The sequence below is a fragment of the Rhodococcus sp. OAS809 genome, from assembly GCF_040546695.1.
Taxonomy (GTDB): domain Bacteria; phylum Actinomycetota; class Actinomycetes; order Mycobacteriales; family Mycobacteriaceae; genus Rhodococcus_F; species Rhodococcus_F qingshengii.
In genome coordinates this window covers 3,542,316-3,566,529 of sequence record NZ_JBEPOI010000002.1, presented here as the reverse complement: position 1 = coordinate 3,566,529, position 24,214 = coordinate 3,542,316, and the positions used below count along the sequence as shown (strand labels likewise).

The following is a 24,214-nucleotide window of genomic DNA, read 5'->3' as shown; positions in this document are numbered from 1 at the left end:
GGGCCGGTGTCGTTTCGACCGGCGCTCTAGTCGAGTTCGGAAATGGCGACCAGGCCACCGAGGTACTCGGCATCCGAATACGCTTTGGCGAGTAGCGCTCCGAGCTCACCGAGAGCTCCGTTGTCGCTGCCGTACGCAACAAACATGCCCGCTTCGGGATCGGTGCCGAAGCGGCCCTCCAGATGCGGTGCATCGCGGCCTACCACTGCGTGGGCGACCGACGCCCAGTCGTAACCGGAGCCTTCGAAACCCTCTACCTGCTCGAATATCGATGCCACCTTGCCGAAATGCTGGTCGGTGAGCATCAGTGACCAGTTGCCCGGAGACGTTTCGAAAAGCTGTAGCGGTTCGATCGATGGTGATGTCATGCGTGTATTGAAGCAGATCCGACCGACAGGTTTCAGTCGGCCGCTAACGCCCGACCGATTGTGCGAGAGCCACGGCAAAACTGGAAAGTCGTTCTCGGGTATAGGTTTCGGGATCACTGACGGCCAGTCGTCCGAGCATTTCGGCGAACGACATCATGGTGTGTGCGAGGAGAACCGGATCAAGGCCTTCGAGCTTCGACTCGAGGGCAATCCCGGCGCGGGCCAGTTCTTCGGCGCGGGCGAAGACAGCTCCGCGAGAGAGCTTCAACAAGCCGTGATACTCGCTGGGGGCGTTCTCGACAGACGTCAGAATCAGGCGCCAGCGCGTCGGGTTCTCCAGTACGGCGTCGACGAAGGCGCCGACGGTCCCGGTGTACGACGCCGCTGGGCCGAGTTCGCTCAGATCTGTCGGCATGGTTTCGAGCACCTGAGCGATGGCTCGCTCGTGCTCGCGGCGCAGCAGTGCAGCGACGAGATCGGTCCTGGTATCGAAAATCGTGTAGAGGACGGGCTTGCCGACACCGGCTTCGGCAGCGACGGATTCCATGCTGAGGTTGTGCAGGCCAACGCGGCCGGTGACCTCGAATGCTGCGTCGAGGAGCTGCTCGCGACGTTGCTCGGGCGCCATGCGAGGGGCGTACTTGCGCCGCGGTGTATCCGTTGCGTCAGCTTGTGACCTGGTCATCGTGTGCATCACCTCCGCTCTCACCCTAATCTGCCTGCCACTTCTTCGTGAATAATACGCAACCGTTGTATTCATCGTCTGCAATTGTTACGGTGGCGTTGCATTCGAATGGTGCTCAGTGAGGCGCCTCTGCCGAGATCTCGAGGAGAACAACCGCTATGACAGCGTCGACCTCTTTAGTGCCGAATGATCTGCTGCTCCATCCCTCCACGTACGATCGGCCGGAGTTCGACGCGACCACGCGGAGACTGCTGGGCGCGACCGTCGACTGGTTCGAGGCGCGTGGAAAGAATCGACTCCTGGCCGACTATCACGACAAGATCTTCTACTCCGACTTCCTCGACTTCGCGGCAAAGGAAGGCCTGTTCGCCACATTTCTGACGCCCGCCCGCGACAGTGGTGGCGACTCCGACAAGCGCTGGGATACCAGTCGTATCGCCGCACTGTCCGAGATCCTCGGCTTCTACGGACTCAACTACTGGTACCCGTGGCAGGTGACCATCCTCGGCCTCGGGCCGGTGTGGCAGAGCGACAACGAGACGGCAAGGGCGCGAGCAGCTTCCGCTTTGGCTTCCGGAGGCGTTGCGGCATTCGGACTGTCCGAGAAAGAGCATGGCGCGGACGTCTACTCCACGGACATGGTCTTGACGCCCAACGGCAGCGGCGGGTACCTGGCCAGCGGTTCGAAGTACTACATCGGAAATGGCAACTGCGCCAACACGGTCTCTGTCTTCGGCCGTGTCGACGGAGTGGAGGGCACTGATCAGTACGTCTTCTTTTACGCCGACTCGGACCATCCGGCATTCACCGTGGTGAAGAACATCGTTCCGGCCCAGATGTACGTAGCGGAGTTCTCACTCGTCGACTATCCCGTTGCGGCAGAGGATATCCTGCATACCGGCGAGGCAGCTTTCAGTGCCGCACTCAACACCGTGAACATCGGAAAGTTCAACCTGTGCTTCGGCGGAATCGGTATGTCGACTCATGCCTTGTACGAGACGATTACCCACGCGCACAATCGAATCCTGTTCGGCAATCCCGTCACGGCGTTCCCACACGTACGACGTGAATTCGTCGACGCGTACGCGCGCCTGCTGGCGATGAGGCTCTTCTCGGATCGTGCGGTGGACTACTTCCGCACCGCATCGCCCGAGGACCGCCGCTACCTCTTGTTCAATCCCGTCACCAAGATGAAGGTGACAACCGAGGCACAGAAGGTGATCGGACTGCTCTCCGACATCGCTGCGGCAAAGGGCTTCGAGAAGGACAGCTACCTCGCGGTGGCCAAGATGGATGTCGACGGGCTGCCCAAGCTCGAGGGGACCGTCGCCGTCAATCTCGCCCTGATCGCCAAGTTCATGCCGGCGTACCTCTTTGCCCCCGAGTCATTTCCGGCGATTCCGACGCGTAACGACGCAGCCGACGACGAGTTCCTGTTCCGTCAGGGCCCGGCACGGGGGTTGTCCAAGGTTCGATTCGACGACTGGCGAGCGGTGTACGCGAAGTTTGCGGATGTTCCCAACGTTGCACTGTTCGTGGAGCAGGCAGAAGCGCTCGTGACCCTTCTAGCCGAAGCTGCACCGGATGCGGCGCAGCAGGTCGACTTGGACTTCGGCCTTGCGATCACCGAACTCTTCACCCTCGTCGTCTACGGCCAGCTGATCCTCGAACAAGCCGAGATCTTGGGATTGGACGAGGGACAGCGGAGCGGTGGGGTGCTGGATCAGATCTTCGATGTCCTGGTCCGCGACTTCAGTGCTGCAGCGGTGGAGTTGTACGGAAAACCCAGCGCCAGTGAAGATCAGCAACGGTTGGCACTCGCATCTATTCGGCGCCCCACGTTCGCGGCGGAGCGATTCGAGTACGTCTGGCAGCAAGTAGTCGCCTTGTCTGGTGCCTACGAAATGAACGGTGCCGGCTCAACGAACGGGGAGGAATGAAATGTCTGAACTGACGATGAATCGACCGCGTGAGGATTACGGCTTCTTCGGCCCAGGATCACCCAGTTGGAAGATCTGGGCCGCGCCGACAGCGCTGATCGGGTTCCAGCGGTCGGTGGTGCTCGAGCACTTCGACCCCTTCTTGGCTGCCGCAGTGGCAGACATGAGCGGGATTTACAGCGATCCGGCCGGGCGACTCGACCGAACCTTGGCGTACTTCCTGACCGTCGCCACTGCCGACGGGCGGACAGCACTGGCGCTGTCCGACCACCTCATGACAGTTCATGCTCAGGCTGCGGGCATCGAACCGATCACCGGAACTCGTTACAGCGCAAACAATCCGGCGTCACAACTCTGGATCCACGTGACGGGTTGGCATTCGGTGCTCAAGTGCTACGAGATGTATGGGCCGGGCCCGCTTTCAGCTGTCGAAGAGCAGCGGTACTGGGAAGAATGCGTGATCGCTGCCGAACTACAGACATGCAAGACCTCCGACGTTCCACGCTCCCGAGACGAGGTACGTGAGTACTTCGCTGAAGTCAGGCCCAGATTGTGTACCTCCGAGCGTGCCAACCGGGCGATGCACTACTTGTTGAGAACACCGAGAGCGCAGGGGAAGACGAAGTTCGCGACATTCAGCCGATTGGTCGCGCCGGCCACTATCGCGACTTTGCCCGGCTGGATGCGAACGATGGGTGGGTTCGATCAGCCAGCGTTGTTGGACAGAGCAATTGCGCCCGCGGTGCGAACGGCAGTCCGGTTGGGTAGTTCACCGAAGAACATGACCACTGCTCTGAAAGTCATTGCGCCGATGACGGGCAAGGTGTTGGAGCGCCACCTGCGTGACGAGCAACCCCTGGACCCGAGAGTTGTCACGCCAGCGGAGATTCGGGAGCGATTCCCGCGAGCCGCCAAGGTTGCGCAGGCCGTCTGACGGGTTCGCCACGGCCTGTTGGCACCGCATCGGGGGGATCCCTTCGATGCGGTGCTCGGCCGTGTTCTGTTGTGCCTGAGGTTCGTTCTCAGGTTTTGAATGTGGTGTTCGCCGGGCGCGGTTGCTGCCCGGGGTCGATCGAGGGCGGGGGAATGAACCAGGGTTTGTTGTCGACTCCTATTCGGATTTCCCATTTCCCGACGAACCCTGATTTTCGGTGCATCAGTCGGTGGTGTGAACGGCACAGCAGGACCAGGTTGTTCATCACCGTCGGGCCACCGTTGGCCCAGTGCCGGATATGGTGCGCATCAGTCCAGGCGGGCACGCATGTGCAGCCCGGGAAGGCGCAGCCTTTGTCTCGGGCGATGAGGGCGACGCGTTGTTCGGCGGTGACCAACCTCTTTCCTGGTTGCGCATCCAAGGGCGCGCCGTGATCGTCGAGCAGAACGGTGGAGAGGAAGCAGTCGCATCCGAGGAGTCGGGTCTGCGACACCGACAGTGGCCCGAGCCAGGGCATGTGGCCGACATCAAGATCCGACAAGTCCAGATCGGGTGAGCCTTCGTCGTCCACATCAGAAGGCGACGCGGCGCAATCCCGATGCTCAGCGAGATCACGAGCATTGAGGTGCACGTTCACGTGCGGGCGTTGACCACCGTCTGTGCCTGTTTTGGCGCAGTCGAGATAGCGGCGGATCAGTTCGGTGAACCCGTCGGCAGTTCGTTTCGCTGCCGACCGAGCATCCGGGGTTCCATCGGGTGCCGGGGTGGGCATCGTCAGATTCGACAACGCCGACAACAGCATTTCGCCGGTGAGGGCGTCGAAATCACCGCGCACCACCACTCGACCGTTCAATGTCGACGCGATCCGCAGCTCATTCCGGTCGACGTCTTCGGCGGGTGGAATTTCATCGGATTCGAAGATTCGCTCCAAGGTCGCGATCACGTTCCGCACTTTCGTGGTCGTCGCTTCCACGCCCGACGCAGCCGCAAGCAGTAGGTCGATACAGCGAGGGAGCGCCTCCTCCGGCATGCCCTTCGGTGGTGATTCACAGAACGCCACGATCAACACGGCATGCTCGAACGAGCACTCCCCGCCATCGAACCGAGCCGCCACAGCCGGAAACGGCCGCAAAGCAGCACCCAACGCGGCGATCTTCTTCCCGTCCCGAACCTGCAGCATCGTGTTAGCCGCCAACCACGCACCCACACCGCGACTGGCAATCACCTGATCATCCGGGCGCAACGACAACTCGTCCACCACCGCCACACGCACAGCTTCGAGACGAAGAATCTCCGCACTCGCTTCGACAGCAGCAGCGCGCAACTCGGCAGCAGTCAACCGCCACAGGCGTCCGCGTAACCCCACCGCAGAACCAGACACCACGTCCGACAACAAGACACTCATTGAATCCCCCGATCCCCTCCCCAAATTATACTCGAACATGCGTTCGAGTCAAGAGTGTTTTCGAATCTTCGGCTTCTCGCAAAGCTGCAAGAGTGCATCCGTTGTCCGCAAACGTGTTTCGTCGGGACGGAGGAGGTCGTCGAGTACGGCGACCGGTGCGGTGGGGTAAGGTCGCCGATTTTCGAGCTTTGGTTGGAGAAGGTGGTCGGTGTTTGACCGTGCGGGCACACGGGTAACCCGCTCCGGATGCCGTCAGCGTGAGGGGGCCGTGAGTGGACGAGTCACACAAGATCCGTCGCCGATCGTTTGTTCAAGGGCTTGGCCTGCTGGCCGGTCTGAGCGCGTTGTCCGCTGGATTAGCGACGGCTCGACCACCTGATGTCGATCCACTGCGCCCGTTCCAACTTCCGTCGCCCCGTCTGGAACCGTTTCGGGAGACCCTTCCTGTCCTGCCGGGCATTTCGGGTGGCAACCTGGAGCTTCGTGCGGCATCGTCGATGCACCGATTCCATCCGGACCTACCGTCGTCGCCGTCGCTGTGTTACGGCGGAATGGATTATCTGGGCCCCACCATCGAAGCTCACGTCGATCAGCTCGTCACAGTCCGATATGCCAATGACATTTCTGCGTATCCGCTTGCCGCGGATGTCGATCCGGGTCTGCACGGCGTCAGCGACCTCGACCGCACACAGGTCCCCACCTCGCTTCACCTGCACGGAGGAGTTACTGCACCGCAGTTCGACGGGCATCCGGAGCTGATCCAGCGTCCGGGCGAAGGTTTGGTTCACGAGTACACGAATGGTCGTGCAGCCGGCAATCTTTGGTATCACGATCACGCCATGGGAATGACGCGCCTCAACGTCTACGCCGGGCTGGTCGGGATGTATTTTCTCCGTGACGACGCAGATACAGGCACCACCGGGAATTCTCTCGGCTTGCCGTCCGGCGAATTCGAGCTTCCGATGATTCTGCAGGACAAGGTCTTCACCTCCGACGGTCAACAGAGTGTCCGTTCCACGTGGCTCACTCCGCAGGGTTCCTGGGATCCGGCGACTCCCGGTGACGTGGGTGTAGTGAACGGCGTCGTATGGCCGAAAGTGGAGGTGGCTCGCGGACTGTACCGATTGCGACTGCTCAATGCCGCAACCTATTCGGTGTGGAATCTGCACTTCGCAAATCGTATGCGGTTCTGGGTGATCGGTTCCGAAGGAGGATTTTTGGCCGCTCCTGCGCCGACGGATCACGTCCGGCTGAGTCCGGGTGAACGCGCTGATCTGCTTGTCGACTTCAGTATGCTCGAGCCGGGCACGACGGTGGAATTGCGCAACGACGAACCGGTACCCCTTGCGGTGGCGCAACGCGGCACGCAGGTGATGCCGGTCTTCTGTCGGTTCGACGTGGGCAGCGCAAAGGGATTCACCGGCTCGATCCCGCAGCAGCTGAATTCCGTTGCTGCCGAACCGGCGTCCCCGGATGTGGTGCGAAATCTCACGATCATGCAGCTGTCGCGTCCCTCGGATTACCCGTCGATCACCATGTCGCTCAATAATTTGCGGTTCACTGATTCAGATATCGAACTGCCGCGTCAGGGAACCATCGAGCAATGGAATTTGATCAACATCACCACAGAACCGCATCCGATTCATCTGCACTTGGTGGCGTTCCGCGTTGTGGGGCGCCAGAACATCGACACTGCAGCGCTCATGCAGCGGTATCCGGTACCTGACCTGGGAGTCCGGTGGACGCCGTCGGCCGAGGAATTCGTGACCTCCCCGCTGCGGCCTCCCGAAGTGTGGGAAACGGGGGAGAAGGACACTGTCATCGTGGATGCCAACTCGATTACCCGCGTGATCGTGCGCTTTCCGACGGCCGACGAGTTGGGCTTCGATCCGGATGCAACTTTCGCGAGAGGTTCCATGGCAGATCACTCGGCACACGGAGAAGTCGGCATGGGGGACCTTCAGGGGTACGTCTGGCACTGCCACATGCTCGATCACGAAGACCACGACATGATGTTGCGATATCGGGTGGTGACGTAGCCTTCAAGGGGAGAAAAGTTCCCAGAGGAGGCAGCTGTGTCGGAAGGTGCGCCCACCGGGCCCCTGGACGGATATCGGGTGATTGAACTCGGAACCTTGATCGCCGGGCCCTTCGCCGGGAAACTGCTCGGCGACATGGGCGCCGACGTGATCAAGATCGAATCGCCGGACCGCCCGGACCCGCTTCGTACCTGGGGTCAGGCCGAGCAGGACGGTCATCGATTCTTCTGGACGGTTCACGCCCGCAACAAGCGGTGTGTGACGTTGGACCTTCGCGTCGACGCGGGACGAGACCTGTTTCTGAATCTGATCGAACATGCCGATGTGGTAGTCGAGAACTTCCGGCCGGGCACCCTCGAGAAGTGGGGCCTGGGATTCGACGTTCTCAGTGCGCGCAATCCGAAGTTGGTGTTGGCCAGGGTATCCGGCTACGGGCAGAGTGGACCGCAAGCCAAGAGCGCCGGCTACGCCTCGGTTGCCGAAGCGGTCAGCGGATTTCGGCATCTGAACGGTTATCCAGGGCAGGCGCCTCCGCGTATTGCCCTTTCGCTCGGAGATTCTCTCGGCGGGATGTTCGCCGTTCAGGGAGTGCTGGCGGCGTTGCTCTCACGAGAGCGGACCGGCCGTGGTCAGGTGGTCGACGTTGCCCTCACGGAATCCTGTCTGGCGGTGCAGGAATCCACGATCCCGGATTACGATCGGGGCGGGATCATCCGGCAGCCCTCGGGAACGAGATTGGAGGGTATTGCGCCGTCCAACATCTATCAGACCTCTGAAGGAAACTGGGTGGTGATCGCAGCCAATCAGGACACGCTCTTCGTGCGTCTGTGCACCATCATGGGGCGACCGGAACTAGCGCATGACGACCGCTTCTCCAATCATGTTGCGCGTGGCAAACATCAGGACGAGCTCGACGAACTGATCAGTGCCTGGGTCGCGCTCCAAGACCCCACCAGCCTGGTGGAACGCCTCACCGAAGTGGGAGTTGTTGCCGGGCCGATCAATACGGTTGAAGATGTCGTCAAGGACCCGCAGCTGATCGAGCGTGGGATGCTCGTCGACCACTACGACGAGCGGATCGGTGAAAACGTCCTCGGCCTGGGCGTCGTGCCTACCTTCAGTGAGACACCCGGATCCGTGCGCAACGCGGGAGCGTCGGCGCCGGGTCACGACAACTCCTCGGTGTGGGGCGGGCTCCTCGGACTCTCGGACGACGAGCAGGCAGAACTGAAGATGAAGGGCGTGATCTGACATGTCGGTACCTGGCGTGGGTATTCCAGCAGTCAGTATTCGTGAAGTCGGACCACGGGACGGGTTGCAGATCGAAGACCCGGTGTCGCTGGCCGAGAAACTTCGTCTTGTCGACGCTCTGGCTGCGACGGGTGTTTCGCGTATCGAGGCGACGTCGTTCGTCTCACCGCGCGCTGTGCCGGCGTTGGCCGACGCGGAATTGTTGGCCGCAGAACTGCACCAGTGGCCCGGCATCGAGTTCTCGGCATTGGTCGCCGGAATCGGTGGAGCGAAACGGGCCGTCGCCTCAGGAATGAAAACCGTCGAATATGTTGTGTCGGCATCGAATGGCCACAGCGAGGCCAACACTCGGTCGACGACGGAGCAAGCGACCGAACGTATCGGAGAGGTCGTCCGGATCGTCCACGACGCCGGAGGACGGGTGGAGGTCATCGTGGCCACAGCCTGGGACTGTCCGTTCGACGGTCCAACCGACCCGGATCGTGTTCTGCGGATTGCGGAGCAGGCCAAGGAGTTCGGTGCTGATCAGTTCTCGATCGCAGATACCATCGGCACTGCCACGCCGGGACGTGTCGGACGATTGATCGACGCTGTGGGCGAAAGAGTAGGTGACTTCGGCTTGGGTGCGCACTTCCACAACACGCGTGGCGCTGGTCTTGCGTGCGCGTTTGCGGCTGTGCAGCACGGTGTTCGAAACCTCGACGCGTCCACCGGAGGTCTCGGTGGTTGTCCGTTCGCTCCCGGTGCCAGTGGCAATATCGCGACGGAGGAACTGGTCTACATGCTCGAAGACATGGGCATCGCGACAGGTATCGACCTGGATGCGAGCATTCGTGCCGCTGCCGTTGCAGAGGAGATAGTGGGCCATACGGTTCCCAGTAATCTTCTCCGCGCCGGCGATCGGAAGCGGTAGGGACCTTTACTCTTCTCGGTTGGGTGATGCCAGCTGCAGTTTGACCAGCTGCTCGTGCGCCGCGGCCGGCCAACCGATGCGCTGCTTCTCCAGATACCATGCACCGGCGGCAAATGCGATCGCGAGGACGATCCAGATCGCGACGCTTCCGATCTGAGAGCCCAGGTCGCTCGATGAGGACACTTCGCCCGTGCTGTAGTCGTATTCCGTTGTCGTGGTGATTCCCTCTACTGCGAATGTCCACAGAATCGGAAGGGCACACAGTGCGGCGAGGGCACGTGCGACATGCGCTGGACGCAGTTCGAAGATCATTCATTTCTCCTGGTGATCGACCCGGTGAATCTCACTCTCCTCGAAAGCTATTCGGGTTCGACGGCGCTGTCTGTAGTCGGATCGACGGACATGGACGAGGTGCCGAGCTCTCCCCGGTCCCCCTGCCGTAGCAGCTGCATTCCGTTGTGATCGAACTCGATTCGTCGAACGTCTTCAGTGTCGACCAGCATCGTGGCCATAGCGGTACGCCGAGGTGGAAGGATCCGTATGGTCACTTTTCCTCGCGTGATCGCGGTGAGTTCCCGGACGATGCTCGAGTGGATTCGGTCGCGCACGTCGGCGTTCGCGCCATCCATTCCGTGGTCGTCGAGCAGGACCACTTCGACGCCGCGGTTTCGAGCGGCACGCACAGCATCGATGACATCTGTTTGTTGTAAGCCTGTCGCCCTCAGCGAATCTCGGAGTTGCGCCTCGAGGAGTTCGCATTCTTGCCGCTCGGTGGTTGTCAGTGGAACCCCGGAAGCGACCCGTTCGAGGAGCGGGCGTGCAAGGACATCGAGCCTGTCGAGTTGCGCGTCGCGTTCCTCGAGAATCGCAGCACTGGCGGATGCGGAGGCAATTCGTTGGGTGGACTGCTCACGAAGTTCGTAGATAACCTTGGCTTGAGGACGGATGGTGTATGCGAAGAAGGTCGACATCAGAACAGGGCCCGCGTTGATGACCGTCAACGACACTCCGTACATGGCCCCCTGGCCGGTGGTGGAGGACCAGATGGCGGTCGCCAACACCATAAGTCCAAGCCCGAGCCACGCGAGTGCTGTACGCCCACGAACGCACATGAAGGTGAAGACTGCCGTCGACATCCCGAACATCCAGAGTTGAGTCATGTCGTTGACGGGGACGGGAACCACTGACAACACCAGGCCGCTCGTGACGGCGCCGGTCAGAGACACCAGAACGCTCTGCCCCAGCGGCATCGGGTCGCCTCTGCTCAGTACGAGTGTGAAAGCCGCAGTCGAGCACACGATAATTGCCAAGATCATCGGCCAGACTGCGCGGACGTCGGAGGATGTGTAGGCGACCGAGATCACGCAGGTGAGCGCGAAGCATGCAGCCATGAATCGAGCAGCACGGCTGTGCATGCCGAGAAGATCGCGGACATCTCGTCCGTCCGGCCTGGTCATGTCATCACCGCTACGGGCAAGCTCAACGTCAGAGTCACCGAAGTGCCGCGGCCGGGTGACGATCGAATGGTTGCCGATCCGCCGTCGAGTTGACGCATTCTGCCGCGGATGCTGACAGTGATTCCGAGGCGATGCGTCTCGACGGAGCTCGGATCGAAGCCGACGCCGTCGTCGGTGACGACTACTTCGAGGTGGGTGGCGGTTGCCGTGACCGTGACCGAACGCCGTGCACTGCTTCCGGCGTGTTTGACGCTGTTGCGCAGTGCCTCGGCCATCGCACCGGCCATCGCACGAATCGAGTCGGGTGCGTATCCGCTCGGATCAGACCCGTCGGAGAGGGCGGTCTCGAACGTGATGTTTTCGTCCACTTCCGAAGCGGCTGAACGCAACTGAGCGAGGATTCCGTCGAAGTCGAAACTCGTCTCGTGGTCGGTTCCGGAGCGCAGTTCGTCGAGTCTTGCCACCGTCCTTCGCGCCTGAGCGACGACCGAGGGATCGGCGTCGTTTCTCGAAGCAGCGAGCAGAGTCGACATCACGGTGTCGTGGATGAGTGCGTCGAATCTCTCGCGTTCGACGGATTTGGCCTCGGCCGCGGCGGCGCCGGCGGCAGCGGCATGAGTGGTGGCGATGGTCGCATCCAGTACTCGTCCGGTTCGCAAGGCCATGACGGCCGCTGCTACGAAAACCGCGCAGAATGTCCAGGCGAAGGCGAGGTCGGGAACCAACAGGTGCGTCGTGGGACTCGTCCGGATTATGTGATTGGTCAACTGTGCGAGTGTTGCCACTACGAAAAGGTGCACGACGGCAGCGGCCGGTCGCCAAGCTGCAGCGGCAGCAAGGCTGGCGACGCCGGGGAAATTGGAAATCCACAAGGTGAAATCTGTGACGTGGTCACCATTCCACGCCGGCCACCACAGGAGGATGACCACGACGTAGAGAACCGCATTTGCGCTCGCAGTTCGTTTCACCCATCGGGTGTCGGCGTGGAACGTCGATGCTCCCAGCGCCAGCCCACTACCGAAAGTCGCGACCACCGCCAGTGGAGTCCACCACGACGCAGACATCGTGGTGGCTTCTGCAATCGCAGGGGCAAGCAATATCAGATAGCAGACATAGCCGGCGCCGATGAAACGGCCGAAGAGCCTCAGAATTTCGTCAGAAGCACTGGCTGTTTTGTCGAAAGCAACTCTGTCGATCAGAGTTCGTCGATCGTCACTATCTGATCTTGTATCGCTCGCACGAGTAATTCGCATTTCGTCGGTGCGTTCCTTCCAACGTCGGCATACTTCTCGCGAATCCGCGACAGGTGGGTCCCCACCGTTCCCACGCTGATGTAGAGGTTTTGAGCAACGCGTGACTTCGAATCACTCAGTAGCCATTCCCTGAGAACCTCGATTTCGCGCTCCGAAAGGTGCGGTCCGACGGGATCCTGTGCCATGCAGTTTTCCACAGTGACTGTCATGAGTTTCGTCCTTACTTCTCTGTAGCGGAATGACAGACCCCCGACAGTGCCGTCTTCTTGTCAGATGAATGTAATTCGAAGAGGGAAATTTTTCCCAGACATCAATTCCTCTGCCCATATTTTCAGGGGCAGCGCTGTGAGAGTTATTGTTGCCGAACCTCATTGTTAGTCAAAGTCAGCTTTTTTCCGGAAGTAGGCCGTTCAGGAATTGGTAACACCCCGTCTTCGACCGCGCGTTTGTACAAATCCGTTTTTGTCGGTGCGGGTCGTCCGACAGCCGCATATTTCTGCCTGATGCGCTGGAGGTAGTCGTTAACCGTCTGCGGCGCCAAACCGGTGAGTCGCGCAACTCGATCCGCCTTCTCTCCGGATGCGTAAAGTTCGAGGACCTCGAGTTGTCGAGGGCTCAGACCCACTTCGTCGAGACCTGGATCCCCGTCGATTGCGGCAGCCCACTCTGTCGTCACCACCTGCCTTCCCGACGCGGCGGCGCGTATCGCATCAACCACGACGGCAGTCGGTTCGGACTTGCGTACAACACCCAGTACGCCGGCACGGGCGGCCGAGCGAACGAGGTACGGGTTTTCCGCCCCGGTGAAGATCAATGTCTCGAGCCCGGCGGCCCGCAGTTGCTCGACATTGCTCTTGGGCGATGAACCGTCGGCCAGCCGGAGGTCGAGGATTGCCAGATCCAAGGCGACGTTCTGAGCGAGCATCTCGGACACAGTGGTCGCGATGCACACCAATTCGAGGTCCGGCTCGTCCTCGAGCATCACGGACACGCCGATTGCTACCGACTCGTGGTCTTCCACCAACCCGACACGGCGGTGTGGAAATGCTGTTTGCTCTGGCATAGCGATTGTTTCCCTCCGCTCGATGCGAGGACGTTATCAGGCAGAGCTGACTGACCGGTATGTTACGTGTCAAGATTTGAAGTCAGCCTGGACTGTTTTACGTTTCGGCTCTACAGTTGTCTTGTGACCGAGACCGCTTCCGATGCGAAAGTAAGCCGTACCCAGGCCGAACGTACAGCGGCGATGCGTGGGCGCCTCCTCGACGCCGCCGTCGAATCGTTGGTCGAGCTGGGCTACGCACGGACCAGCACGCAAGAGATCGCCCGCCGGGCAGGCGTCTCGCGGGGTACGCAACTGCATCATTTTCCGACCAAGGAATCGCTGGTCGTCGCGGCCGTCGAGTATCTGGTCGACAAGCGGCTGGAAGAAATCCTCACCGCTGAAGTGGATCGTGGTCGAGGCCTCGAGGTCCTGTCGGACGCGTTCTCCGGGCCGCTGTTCTATGCCGCCCTCGAATTGTGGGTCGCGGCGCGGACCGATCCCGTTCTGCATGCGGCGACGGTGCCCCTCGAACGCAAGGTGAGTGAGGCGCTCGAGTTCGGCAGCGCCGAGTTGTTCGGTGATCGGTTCGATTCCGAGTCGGTCGAACTCACCATCGAACTCGTTCGTGGGCTTGCCGTCTCAGCCCTGTTTCGTACATCCGAAGCCGACGACGCGCTCAGAGCGCGACTGTTGCCGGCCTGGCAATCCCGAGTGGAGAAGAAGTGAAGCTTCCCGAACATGTCGAAACGCTGATCGTCGGTGCCGGATTTGCCGGTATGGGCTTGGCCGCCAGAATGCTTCGCGACAACCGCGCTGCAGACGTCGTGTTGATCGAGCGTGGAGCTGACATCGGCGGCACTTGGCGCGACAACACCTATCCAGGCTGTGCCTGTGACGTGCCGACGGCGTTGTACTCGTATTCTTTTGCGCCGAGCGCCGATTGGAGTCATACCTTTGCTCGTCAACCCGAGATCTACAACTATCTGAAGAAGGTGGCCGCAGACACCGGCATCGTGGAACGCGTAGTCCTGAACTGCGAACTCGAAGCTGCTGTGTGGGACGAGGATGCGGTGCTGTGGCGTATTCGGACATCTCGAGGGTCGTTGACGGCCAAAGCTCTGGTCGCCGCGACCGGAGCGTTGTCGACGCCCAAGATCCCGGATTTCCCCGGCCTCGACCAATTCTCGGGGACCACTTTCCATTCGGCGACGTGGAACCACGAACACGAACTGCGCGGTGAGCGCGTAGCCGTGATCGGAACGGGAGCGTCGGCGGTTCAGTTCGTTCCCGAAATTGCCGACCCTGCTGCCCATGTCACCGTGTTCCAGCGAACTCCGGCCTGGGTGATTCCGCGGATGGATCGCACCCTGCCTGCTGCACAGAAGGCCGTGTACTCGCGGATTCCCGTTACACAGAAGGTGATTCGAGGGTGGGTTTACGGCTTCCGCGAGCTACTCGGTGCCGCGATGTCGCACGCGACGTGGGTGCTGCCTGCCTTCGAGGCGGCCGCGCGCCTTCATCTGCGCAGACAGGTGAAAGATCCGGAGTTGCGCCGGAAACTGACTCCCGATTTCACGATCGGTTGCAAGCGCATGCTTCTGTCCAACGACTGGTTGCGCACCCTTGACCGCGCGGACGTGAGTCTGGTCGACAGTGGGCTCGTCTCGGTCACCGAAAACGGAGTGGTCGACGGACGCGGAGTCGAGCACAAGGTCGACACCATCATCTTCGCCACGGGGTTCACGCCGACGGAACCGCCTGTTGCGCATCTGATCACCGGAAAACGTGGCGAGACGCTGGCCGCACATTGGAACGGTAGTCCCAACGCGTACAAGGGTACTGCGGTCAGCGGGTTCCCGAATCTGTTCCTCATGTACGGTCCGAACACCAACCTCGGACACAGTTCGATCGTGTACATGCTCGAGTCCCAGGCCGAGTACGTCAACGACGCCGTGAACACCATGAAGCGAGAGCGGATCGATGCCCTCGACGTGAACGAGACGGTGCAGGTGCACTACAACAAGGGAATTCAGCACGAGTTGCAGCACACGGTGTGGAACAAGGGCGGATGCTCGAGTTGGTACATCGATCCGGAGGGGCGCAACTCGGTGCAGTGGCCGACGTTCACTTTCAAATTCCGTTCGCTGCTGGAGCATTTCGATCGGGAGAACTACTCCGCTCGCAAGATCGAAAGCGTCGAGGCATGACCGCGACGCACTACGACGTGGTGGTTATCGGTTCGGGATTCGGTGGCAGTGTCGCCGCTCTTCGCCTGACGGAGAAGGGCTACCGTGTCGGGGTGCTCGAAGCCGGTCGACGGTTTGCCGACGACGAGTTGCCTGAAACCAGTTGGAGACTTCGAAAGTACCTGTGGGCGCCGTGGATCGGATGTTATGGGGTTCAGCGCATCCATCTTCTTCCGGATGTGCTCGTGATGGCGGGGGCCGGCGTCGGAGGTGGGTCGTTGAACTACGCCAACACGTTGTATCAGCCACCCAATCGGTTCTTCGAAGACCGTCAGTGGGCGCACATCACTGACTGGCACGACGAACTGGCGCCGTACTACGACCAGGCCAAACGGATGTTGGGTGTTCGCACCAATCCGTCCTTCACTCCTGCCGATGCGGTGATGAAGGACGTAGCCGAAGAGATGGGCGTGGGGGAGACCTTCACGTCCACCCCCGTCGGTGTTTTCTTCGGGGAGGCAGGAGTTTCCGTGCCGGACCCGTTCTTCGGCGGAAAAGGACCCGAACGCACAGGTTGCACGGAATGCGGGGGATGTATGACCGGCTGCCGAGTCGGTGCGAAGAACACGCTGGTCAAGAACTACCTCCATCTCGCCGAGCAAGCGGGCGCCAGGGTTCATCCGCTCACGACCGTCACCGACCTTCGGCCGGCGGCAAGCGGTGGTTACCGCCTGCTCGCGAGGCGAACGGACGGCGTCCGCCGGCGAGAAGTTCGGTTCACCGCCGATCAGGTGGTGGTTGCCGCCGGAACGTACGGAACGGCGAGACTGCTGCTCGGTATGAAGGAATCCGGTGCCCTGCCGGGCCTGTCGGATACTCTCGGCACCGTCGTACGTACCAATTCCGAAGCCGTACTGGCCGCAACGTCGAAGTCGCGTCGACGGAACTTCACGCAGGGCGTAGCCATCACGTCGTCCTTTCACCCGGATGATCACACGCACATCGAGCCGGTGCGATACGGCAAGGGCAGCAATGCAATAGGACTTCTGCAGACCGTCCTGAGTGACGGCGGTGGGCGAACTCCCCGGGTGCTGAAGACTCTGGCAGTCGCGGCCCGACACCCAGGAGCGTTCTTGCGGTCGTTGTCGGTACGGAACTGGTCCGAGCGAACCGTCATCGCGCTGGTGATGCAGACCGACGACAACTCCCTCGAACTTTCCAAGAACACCAAACGATTCGGGCGCTCCCTCACCAGTAGACCGGGACCGGGCGATCCACCTCCTCAGTGGATTCCGCAGGGTCATACAGCCATTCGCAAGGTCGCCGAGAAGATCGACGGCGACCCGGGTGGTTCCATCGCCGAGATCGTGAACATCCCGATGACGGCACACTTTCTGGGTGGCTGCGCGATCGGTGACAGCGCGTCGAGTGGCGTCGTCGATCCGTATCTGCGTGCATACGGTCACGAGGGACTGCACGTCATGGACGGTTCGGTGGTGAGCGCAAATCTCGGAGTGAATCCTTCCCTGACCATCACTGCGCAGGCGGAACGAGCGTGCGCGATGTGGCCGAACAAGGGTGGCGCGGACGCCCGCCCGAAGACCGGCGAGCCATACGTACGTATCGATCCGACTTTGCCGTCCGATCCGGTGGTGCCGACGCATGCACCAGGCGCTTTGCGGCTTCCCCTGACCATTCGAGCTGAGAAGGTGTCCGATGTGGAGCGTGCCTGAATCGACAAGTGACCGCGTCGATTGGCCGGTGAGTGATCCGCCGCCGTGGCCGGCTCGCGTTCGCGCGACACTGTGGTGGCACCGCAGTACGTCGGCGGCACGCGAGCTCGGCCCGGATGGTCGAACGATTCCGATGACGGTGGCCATGATGGTGGACTACCTCGATTCGCCGGTCGGCCCGTATCGCGAGATCCTCGCCAGTCCGGTCTTGCATGCGCCAGGGAAACGGATCGGGCCTATGCCGCGGATGGCGGTCCCTTTCATCGCGGTGGATTCGGAACCGTCGGTGCACGGTGGGCGAGTCCACTGGCAACTACCCAAGGTTCTGGCCGAGTTCGACGGAGACGTGCAGCAGAAATTCACTGCAACCGGCGACGGATGGCGGGTGCGTTCGGATACGCGGATGCTTGGGCCGCGTCTGCCGATCGCCGGGGCGTTGGGATTTGCGCAGCCGGAGTCCGGTGGAGGTCTGGCGATCGCGTCGGCAAGGCTGACGGGATCGTTCCGATACGCGCGCGTGAGCGTCGAGGCAGAGGGGCAGACCCTGCCGGACTGGCTGGCTGCGGGCACCCATCACGGCGTCGTGATTCTGGGCGGAAAAATGACTACGGGAGCGGCCAAGCATCGGTAGCGGGGGTTTGACCTGCGAAAAGCGACCAAGGCCGCCCGTCAGTGACCGGGCGGCCTTGGTCGTGTGGTGTGAAAGTCAGGTGTCGACGTCCCACAGGCGCCTCTCGGCGGGTGGTCGCTCGCAGCGACAAAAGGGGTGGGGCCCGGGGCTTGTTCGGACGCCGACAGGGTGTTCAACGGCGGTCTCCCCGGATTTGTTCCCGTCCTTGATATGTGACACCGGTCTCGATTCAACTTAGGCAATCCTTTTCTTGACTAATTCCAGAAAAGCGGCATACTGGGAAACATGCGAGACGGAGAGCATGACTTCGACCCCCGAGCGCAATTGCGCGCCGTCGGGTTGAGGGTCACTGCTCCGCGCCTCGCCGTGCTGGATGCGGTTACAGCCCAACCGCATTCAGACGCCGATTCTGTTGCAGCACTCGTGCGGCAGCAGCTCGGATCGGTATCCACACAGGCCGTTTACGACGTGCTGAAGGCATGCGTGAACGCAGGATTGCTGCGACGCATCGAGCCGGCGGGTTCGCCCGCACGGTTCGAGACGAGGACTGGTGACAACCACCATCACCTCGTCTGTCGCGGCTGCGGCAAGGTCGTCGACGTCGATTGTGTTGTCGGCCAAGCTCCCTGCCTCGAACCTTCCGATAATCACGGCTTCGAAATCGACGAAGCCGAGGTCGTGTTCTGGGGCCGTTGCGAAGATTGCCTGAAGAATTCTGCCGAATCCGACACCGAGTCGGACGCGGTCTCGCAGAATCGAATTGATGCGTCCAGAACCTCCGAGTCAGCCACCTCGCATGCAGCCCATGCTTTCGACTCGGATGCAGCCCCGCTCCTCTGACGCCCAGCCCACAACGCTAGGAGGCTTCGCCATGACCAAGCCCACCACCAACAATTTCGGTATCGCGGTCGCAAGTGATGACGAATCGCTGACCGCGGGTATTCAGGGGCCGGTGCTCCTTCACGACCACTACCTGATCGAGAAGCTCGCGCAGTTCAACCGCGAGCGTGTCCCGGAGCGCATCGTCCACGCCAAGGGCGGCGGCGCTTTCGGTGAACTCGTCATCACACACGACGTCAGCAAGTACACCAAGGCCGCGTTCCTGCAGCCGGGTAAGAAGACCGAGTCCCTCGTCCGCTTCTCCACCGTCGCCGGTGAGCAGGGCAGCCCGGACACCTGGCGCGATCCGCGCGGTTTCGCGATGAAGTTCTACACCGAAGAGGGAAACTACGACCTCGTCGGCAACAACACCCCGGTGTTCTTCATCAAGGACGCCATCAAGTTCCCCGACTTCATTCGTTCGCAGAAGCGACTGCCCGGCTCCGGTCTTCGTGACCACGACATGCAGTGGGACTTCTGGACTCTGCGTCCCGAGACCGCTCACCAGGTGACCTGGCTGATGGGTGACCGCGGTATCCCGAAGACCTGGCGCAACATGGACGGCTTCGGATCGCACACCTACCAGTGGGTCAACGCTGCGGGTGAACGCTTCTGGGTGAAGTACCACTTCAAGACCGATCAGGGCATCGAGTTCCTGACGCAGGCCGAAGCAGACAGCCTCGCCGGTAGCGATCCCGACTACCACCGCGCGGATCTGTACAACGCCATCGAGGCCGGTAATTTCCCGAGCTGGACACTCAAGGTTCAGATCATGCCGGTCGACGAGGCCGAAGGCTACCGCTTCAACCCGTTCGACCTCACCAAGGTCTGGTCCCAGAAGGACTACCCGCTGATCGAGGTCGGCAAGTGGACGCTGAACCGTAACCCGGAGAACTTCTTCGCGCAGATCGAGCAGGCATCCTTCGAGCCGTCGAACGTGGTGCCCGGCATCGGATTCAGCCCGGACAAGATGCTTCTCGGTCGCGTCTTCTCCTACGCCGACGCACATCGTTACCGCATCGGCACCAACTACGCCGACCTGCCGGTCAACGCGCCGAAGAACGAGGTGAACTCCTACTCCAAGGAGGGCGCCATGCGTTACAGCTTCAATTCCCCGTCGACGCCGGTGTACGCACCGAACTCTTACGGCGGACCGCATGCCGATCCGTCGGTTGCCGGTGACGAAGGACTGTGGGCGTTCGACGGCAAGGCAGTGCGCGCCGGATACATCGAGCACGCCGAGGACGGCGACTTCACACAGGCCGGAACGCTGGTCCGTGAAGTTCTCGACGACGCAGCTCGTGAGCGCCTGGTGAGCAACATCGTCGGCCACGCCCTTGCCGGCGTCAGCGAAGAAGTTCTGCTGCGTGTCTTCGAGTACTGGAAGAACGTCGACGCAGATTTGGGCAAGCGCGTCGAAGAAGGTGTACGCGCAGGTCAGTGACCCGCTGACATGAGCATCGCCTAGGTCTACCGAATGCGGACCGCTGCAAGGGAAATCACTTCCCGGCAGCGGTCCGTTTCCGTCTACCCAACTACAGAAGCGCAAACCAATAGACGAAGCATGCGAGAAGGAATACAACGACTGACTCCATGACGACACCCCTGTTCGACGTGCACTTCTGCTGTTCGCACTCTCCATGATCCGCTTCTCGAGCTGAGAATGCTCGGGGCACAAGTTTCGCGAACCGAGGTGTTGGGCAGTCAATTCCCATGGCAATAGGTGCGGTTCTCTTCGACATCGACGGAACGCTCGTCGATTCCAACTATCTGCACGTAGAAGCGTGGTCGCGAGCTTTCTTCGAGGTAGGTCGCCCGGTCGACGCGTGGCGGGTACACCGCAGCATCGGCATGGACGGAGACCAACTACTGGAGTCCTTGCTCGGCGAAGACATCGACGGGTGCGGACCGCGAGCCAAAGAACTTCACACCACGTACTACCGGCAGTCGGCCGACCGTCTCCGAGTACTGCCGGGAGCGCGCGAGTTGATCCGCCGAGTTCACTCGCTCGGACTGCACGTGGTGCTCGCTACCTCGGCGCCGGACGACGAACTGAAGTTGCTACGCCGGACGCTCGACATCGACGAAATGATCTACGCCGCCACCTCTTCGGAATCCGTCGACGAAGCCAAACCTGATCCGGACCTGATCGAGGTCGCGCTCGCGAAGGCAGGTGTCGACGCGGGCAATGCGGTCATGGTCGGGGATGCCGTCTGGGACATGAAGGCGGCGACATGGGCGGGCGTTGTGGCTGTGGGAGTGCGCAGCGGCGGCATGTCGACCGACGAACTCGAAGGTGCCGGTGCGGCTGCCGTGTACGACGACGCCCGCGACCTTCTCGACCACCTCGACGGCAGTGTGATTTCCGAACTCGTTTCAGGCCTAGATACCGGGAGTTGATCAGTGATGGCACGATTCGGCTACACCTTGATGACGGAGCAGGCAGGTCCGAAAGAACTGGTTCGCCATGCAGTTCGGGCCGAAGAAGTCGGCTTCGACTTCGAAGTGATGAGTGATCACTACTCGCCGTGGCTGACCGAGCAGGGGCATGCACCCTACGCCTGGTCGGTGCTGGGGGCAGTCGCCCACGCCACCGAGCGAGTCGGTTTGATGACGTACGTGACTTGTCCGACCGTGAGGTACCACCCCGCCGTCGTCGCTCAGAAAGCTGCGACGATCCAGATCCTCGCGGACGGACGCTTCACCCTGGGATTGGGAAGTGGCGAGAGCCTGAACGAGCATGTGGTCGGCGAGGGTTGGCCGTCCATCGACACCCGCCAGGACATGCTGCAGGAGGCGGTGAGCATCATTCGCGCACTGCTCGCCGGAGATCTGGTGAGCTGGAAGGGGGAGTACTTCGACGTCCAGTCCGCCAGGATCTGGGATCTCCCCGAGAACCCGGTTCCGCTGGCGCTGGCCATGTCCGGAGACAAGTCCGTCGAGCGTTTCGGTCCGATGGCCGACGATCTGATTGCCGTGCAACCGGATTCGGAGCTAGTGCACTTGTGGAAGCACGTGCACGGCCGAGCATACGGATTGGCTCCCGCAGGCCGGACCATCGGTCAGATTCCGATCTCGTGGGACCCTGATCGCGACACGGCAATTGCACGAGCTCATCAGCAGTTCCGGTGGTTCGGCGGAGGGTGGTCCGTGAACTCCGAACTGCCGACGCCGGCGAGCTTCTCGGGTGCGACTCAGTTCGTGCGCAAAGAGGATGTAGCTGAAAGCATTCCGTGTGGTCCCGATCTCGATGTGATCGTCGAAGCGGTCAAGGCATACACCGACGCCGGATTCACCGATGTGGCACTGGTACAGATCGGTGGAGATACCCAAGACCGATTCTTCGACGAGGCGGCCAAGCCGCTGCTCGAGGCTCTGCACGTCGAATTGGGTTGATCGAGAAGATTAATCGAGTTCCGCCGAGTGGGCTCTTGTCGAGTCGCGCGCTACCGCCGTGCAGCCTCGCCTGCTGCGCGACGAGGGCCAGTCCCAAACCGCTTCCGGCGTCGCCCGCACCGGTACCACGAACGAATCTCTCGAACATCGCTTCGCGTTCCGAAGGCGCGATCACGGTACCGTTGTCGTCGACGAAAACCGTCGCCGAACCCGTCGCAGCCCCTGATCGGACGGTGATCTCGACTTCGTCGGCATTGCCGTGCCGAACGGAATTGGTGACGGCGTTGGTCAGCACCAGACGGATACCCGCGGGAAAGGCCTGAATCGAAAGTTCTTCCGGTGCTTTCAAACGAACGTCGACCTGCGGGTGCAGACGGCCGGCGTCAGCGACGGCGCGATCGGCAACCTCGACGAGATCGACGTCGGCACAATCCTCGGGATCGGCCACGTCACCCAGGGCTAGAGTCTCGAGGTCGGTCAGGGTGCGCTCGATCTGGCGCTGCGCTTCCAACAATTCGCCGGACAGTTCGCGCCGTTGGCTTTCCGTGAGATCGAGTGTTGCGAGAACTTCGAGATCGGTACGCATCGACGTGAGAGGTGTGCGCAGTTCGTGGGCGGAGACGCGAGCGAAATCGCGTGCCGACTCCAACGCCTCCTCGGTGCGGCTTCGATCGCTTTCGATGCGACTGAGCATGCTGTGGATTGCCTCCGACAGTTCTTCGGCTTCTCGCGTTCCACGTACCGACGGTGCCCGGCGCGAGAGTCCGTCGACGTCGAGGTTGTTGCCGATCGAACTGGTGGTTTCGGTCAATTGCTGTAGTGGCCGGACGGCTCGGCCGGTGAGGAACCAACCGAGCCCGGCCGCGGCAAGGATGGCGACCACTGCTGCAGCGGCCACTTGGAACTGCTGCTCACGGATTGCCTGGGTCAGTGGGTCTTCGGGGATGCTGACGGCCAGTGCGGCGCCGCTGTCGCCGGGCACCAGAACATCACGACTGCGAACATCGGTGGTAGCCAAGGCGCTGACGGTCGCGGCGTTGAATCCGGGGCCGACCACGGATGGTTCTGTTGTTGCAGTTGGTGTTTCGATGAATAGCGGGCTCGGCGCACTCGCCGCGACGCCCAGGGTGACGGAATCGAGAGTGCGTTCGAGTTGTTCGGATCCGTTGACACGCAGAAAGACCGCGAACGCAATTCCGATCGCGGCAATCACGATTCCGGCGGCCAGGCCCGAGGCGATGGCTACGCGAGTCTGAAGTGACAGCGGCCGCTTCATCGTTCGGCCCTCAGGACGAAGCCCACCCCACGCACTGTGTGGATCACGCGGGGCGCTCCGTCGACTTCGAGTTTCTTGCGTAGATAGGTGACAAAGACGTCGACGACATTGGTGTCGGCGGCGAAGTCGTAACCCCAGACGAGTCGCAGGAGTTGTGCGCGACTGAGTACGACACCGGCGTGCTCGGCGAGTACCGACAACAGGTCGAATTCTCTTTTGGTGAGTTCGATTCGCCTACCGTCGATGTGCGCTCGATGGCCACGGAGATCGACCGTCAGCGGTCCCACCGTGATCGGATGGTCGACCGACGGGGTGGCTCGCGTCGTGCGTCGAAGCAATGCGCGGAGTCTGGCGACGAGCTCGGCCAACTCGAAGGGCTTGGTGAGGTAGTCGTCGGCGCCCGCCTCCAGCCCCGCGATGCGATCACCCACGGAACTTCGGGCGCTGAGCACGCAGATCGGAACCTCGTTGCCGATCGCGCGCAGGGCGGTCACCACCCCGACGCCGTCGAGGCCGGGCATGTTGACGTCGAGAACGAGCGCGGCCGGGCATTGCTTGTTCACCGATGACAAGGCCGATCGTCCGTCGACGGCAGTTGCCGTGTCGAAGCCCGACAATCGGAGTCCACGTTCGAGCGAATTCAGAACCTTCGCGTCGTCGTCAACGATCAGGATGCGCTCGCGTGTACTCACCCCAGCCATGGTGCCATCGGATCAAGGCCTGGGGCCTCGCTCGGAGCGAGGGCCGTCGCATTCTCATCAACTCCTAAGAAACCGACAACAGATCTGCAGTGTTGGCTTCATAACCTCGGGTTTCTCGGATG

The 24,214-nt window shown here is 61.5% G+C and carries 23 protein-coding genes; 13 read left to right on the top strand and 10 right to left on the bottom strand.

The window, feature by feature from the left end; all coding sequences use genetic code 11:
* Window positions 1-26: 26 nt before the first annotated feature.
* Window positions 27-368, bottom strand: coding sequence for an Imm51 family immunity protein (locus tag ABIE52_RS19715; protein ID WP_003943507.1), 342 nt, complete (start codon window positions 366-368; stop codon window positions 27-29).
* A 43-nt stretch (window positions 369-411) separates the two neighbouring features.
* The gene (locus ABIE52_RS19710; RefSeq protein ID WP_007731498.1) at window positions 412-1,062 is read right to left on the bottom strand and encodes a TetR/AcrR family transcriptional regulator; all 651 of its coding nucleotides are present in this window, start codon (window positions 1,060-1,062) and stop codon (window positions 412-414) included.
* Window positions 1,063-1,211: 149 nt separating this feature from the next.
* Here ABIE52_RS19710 and ABIE52_RS19705 point away from each other — a divergent pair, with 149 nt between their 5' ends.
* Together ABIE52_RS19705 and ABIE52_RS19700 are read left to right on the top strand one after the other, a co-directional pair.
* On the top strand, window positions 1,212-2,993 hold the full coding sequence (locus tag ABIE52_RS19705) for an acyl-CoA dehydrogenase family protein (RefSeq protein ID WP_073512824.1): 1,782 nt from the start codon (window positions 1,212-1,214) through the stop codon (window positions 2,991-2,993).
* A gap of 1 nt (window position 2,994) precedes the next feature.
* Window positions 2,995-3,927: an oxygenase MpaB family protein gene (locus tag ABIE52_RS19700; protein WP_192712899.1), complete on the top strand. Its 933-nt coding sequence runs from the start codon at window positions 2,995-2,997 to the stop codon at window positions 3,925-3,927.
* A gap of 88 nt (window positions 3,928-4,015) precedes the next feature.
* Here the strand turns inward: ABIE52_RS19700 and ABIE52_RS19695 are convergent, their stop codons facing one another.
* The gene (locus ABIE52_RS19695) at window positions 4,016-5,332 is read right to left on the bottom strand and encodes an HNH endonuclease signature motif containing protein (RefSeq protein ID WP_192712900.1); all 1,317 of its coding nucleotides are present in this window, start codon (window positions 5,330-5,332) and stop codon (window positions 4,016-4,018) included.
* Between the two features lie 272 nt (window positions 5,333-5,604).
* On the opposite strand from ABIE52_RS19695, the gene ABIE52_RS19690 reads away from it, so the two are divergent.
* The 3 genes from ABIE52_RS19690 to ABIE52_RS19680 are packed head-to-tail and all read left to right on the top strand — an operon-like array spanning window position 5,605 to window position 9,535.
* Window positions 5,605-7,371, top strand: a complete 1,767-nt coding sequence (locus ABIE52_RS19690; RefSeq protein ID WP_192712901.1) for a multicopper oxidase family protein — start codon at window positions 5,605-5,607, stop codon at window positions 7,369-7,371.
* A 36-nt stretch (window positions 7,372-7,407) separates the two neighbouring features.
* A complete protein-coding gene (locus tag ABIE52_RS19685; RefSeq protein WP_007732303.1) occupies window positions 7,408-8,622 on the top strand; it encodes a CaiB/BaiF CoA transferase family protein in 1,215 nt (404 codons plus the stop codon).
* A 16-nt stretch (window positions 8,623-8,638) separates the two neighbouring features.
* Window positions 8,639-9,535 carry a hydroxymethylglutaryl-CoA lyase gene (locus ABIE52_RS19680; RefSeq protein ID WP_370333090.1) on the top strand — a complete coding sequence of 299 codons (897 nt, stop codon included), beginning with the start codon at window positions 8,639-8,641 and terminating at the stop codon, window positions 9,533-9,535.
* Window positions 9,536-9,541: 6 nt separating this feature from the next.
* On the opposite strand, the gene ABIE52_RS19675 is transcribed toward ABIE52_RS19680, so the two are convergent.
* The 5 genes from ABIE52_RS19675 to ABIE52_RS19655 form a co-directional block, all read right to left on the bottom strand.
* Complete coding sequence (locus ABIE52_RS19675; RefSeq protein ID WP_007732306.1) at window positions 9,542-9,847, bottom strand: hypothetical protein; 306 nt, start codon at window positions 9,845-9,847, stop codon at window positions 9,542-9,544.
* A gap of 47 nt (window positions 9,848-9,894) precedes the next feature.
* On the bottom strand, window positions 9,895-10,992 hold the full coding sequence (locus tag ABIE52_RS19670) for a DUF8320 family protein (RefSeq protein WP_192712902.1): 1,098 nt from the start codon (window positions 10,990-10,992) through the stop codon (window positions 9,895-9,897).
* Window positions 10,989-12,056, bottom strand: coding sequence for a sensor histidine kinase (locus tag ABIE52_RS19665; RefSeq protein WP_042446628.1), 1,068 nt, complete (start codon window positions 12,054-12,056; stop codon window positions 10,989-10,991). Before ABIE52_RS19665 ends, ABIE52_RS19670 begins: the two co-directional genes overlap by 4 nt.
* Window positions 12,057-12,187: 131 nt before the next feature.
* Window positions 12,188-12,430: a LuxR C-terminal-related transcriptional regulator gene (locus ABIE52_RS19660; RefSeq protein WP_003943509.1), complete on the bottom strand. Its 243-nt coding sequence runs from the start codon at window positions 12,428-12,430 to the stop codon at window positions 12,188-12,190.
* 167 nt (window positions 12,431-12,597) lie between these two features.
* Complete coding sequence (locus ABIE52_RS19655) at window positions 12,598-13,308, bottom strand: response regulator transcription factor (RefSeq protein WP_007732315.1); 711 nt, start codon at window positions 13,306-13,308, stop codon at window positions 12,598-12,600.
* Between the two features lie 183 nt (window positions 13,309-13,491).
* Here ABIE52_RS19655 and ABIE52_RS19650 point away from each other — a divergent pair, with 183 nt between their 5' ends.
* The 8 genes from ABIE52_RS19650 to ABIE52_RS19615 all read left to right on the top strand — a co-directional run bounded on the left by ABIE52_RS19650 (window position 13,492) and on the right by ABIE52_RS19615 (window position 22,115).
* Window positions 13,492-14,016 carry a TetR/AcrR family transcriptional regulator gene (locus ABIE52_RS19650; RefSeq protein ID WP_202427151.1) on the top strand — a complete coding sequence of 175 codons (525 nt, stop codon included), beginning with the start codon at window positions 13,492-13,494 and terminating at the stop codon, window positions 14,014-14,016.
* Window positions 14,013-15,497, top strand: coding sequence for a flavin-containing monooxygenase (locus ABIE52_RS19645; protein WP_192712904.1), 1,485 nt, complete (start codon window positions 14,013-14,015; stop codon window positions 15,495-15,497). The genes ABIE52_RS19650 and ABIE52_RS19645 overlap by 4 nt, the downstream gene beginning before the upstream one ends.
* Window positions 15,494-17,209: a GMC oxidoreductase gene (locus ABIE52_RS19640; RefSeq protein ID WP_007732329.1), complete on the top strand. Its 1,716-nt coding sequence runs from the start codon at window positions 15,494-15,496 to the stop codon at window positions 17,207-17,209. Before ABIE52_RS19645 ends, ABIE52_RS19640 begins: the two co-directional genes overlap by 4 nt.
* Window positions 17,193-17,840, top strand: a complete 648-nt coding sequence (locus ABIE52_RS19635; protein WP_042446642.1) for an acetoacetate decarboxylase family protein — start codon at window positions 17,193-17,195, stop codon at window positions 17,838-17,840. Before ABIE52_RS19640 ends, ABIE52_RS19635 begins: the two co-directional genes overlap by 17 nt.
* Before the next feature lie 285 nt (window positions 17,841-18,125).
* Window positions 18,126-18,680: a Fur family transcriptional regulator gene (locus ABIE52_RS19630; RefSeq protein ID WP_003943517.1), complete on the top strand. Its 555-nt coding sequence runs from the start codon at window positions 18,126-18,128 to the stop codon at window positions 18,678-18,680.
* Window positions 18,681-18,711: 31 nt separating this feature from the next.
* Window positions 18,712-20,163, top strand: a complete 1,452-nt coding sequence (locus ABIE52_RS19625) for a catalase (protein WP_003943483.1) — start codon at window positions 18,712-18,714, stop codon at window positions 20,161-20,163.
* Between the two features lie 269 nt (window positions 20,164-20,432).
* Complete coding sequence (locus tag ABIE52_RS19620) at window positions 20,433-21,119, top strand: HAD family hydrolase (RefSeq protein ID WP_003943463.1); 687 nt, start codon at window positions 20,433-20,435, stop codon at window positions 21,117-21,119.
* A 6-nt stretch (window positions 21,120-21,125) separates the two neighbouring features.
* Window positions 21,126-22,115, top strand: coding sequence for an LLM class F420-dependent oxidoreductase (locus ABIE52_RS19615; RefSeq protein WP_007732341.1), 990 nt, complete (start codon window positions 21,126-21,128; stop codon window positions 22,113-22,115).
* On the opposite strand, the gene ABIE52_RS19610 is transcribed toward ABIE52_RS19615, so the two are convergent.
* Together ABIE52_RS19610 and ABIE52_RS19605 are read right to left on the bottom strand one after the other, a co-directional pair.
* Entirely contained in the window at window positions 22,012-23,391 is a 1,380-nt protein-coding gene (locus ABIE52_RS19610) for a sensor histidine kinase (RefSeq protein WP_149357826.1), read from the bottom strand. The genes ABIE52_RS19615 and ABIE52_RS19610 overlap by 104 nt on opposite strands.
* Window positions 23,388-24,092, bottom strand: coding sequence for a response regulator transcription factor (locus ABIE52_RS19605; protein ID WP_003943475.1), 705 nt, complete (start codon window positions 24,090-24,092; stop codon window positions 23,388-23,390). Before ABIE52_RS19605 ends, ABIE52_RS19610 begins: the two co-directional genes overlap by 4 nt.
* Window positions 24,093-24,214 lie beyond the last annotated feature (122 nt).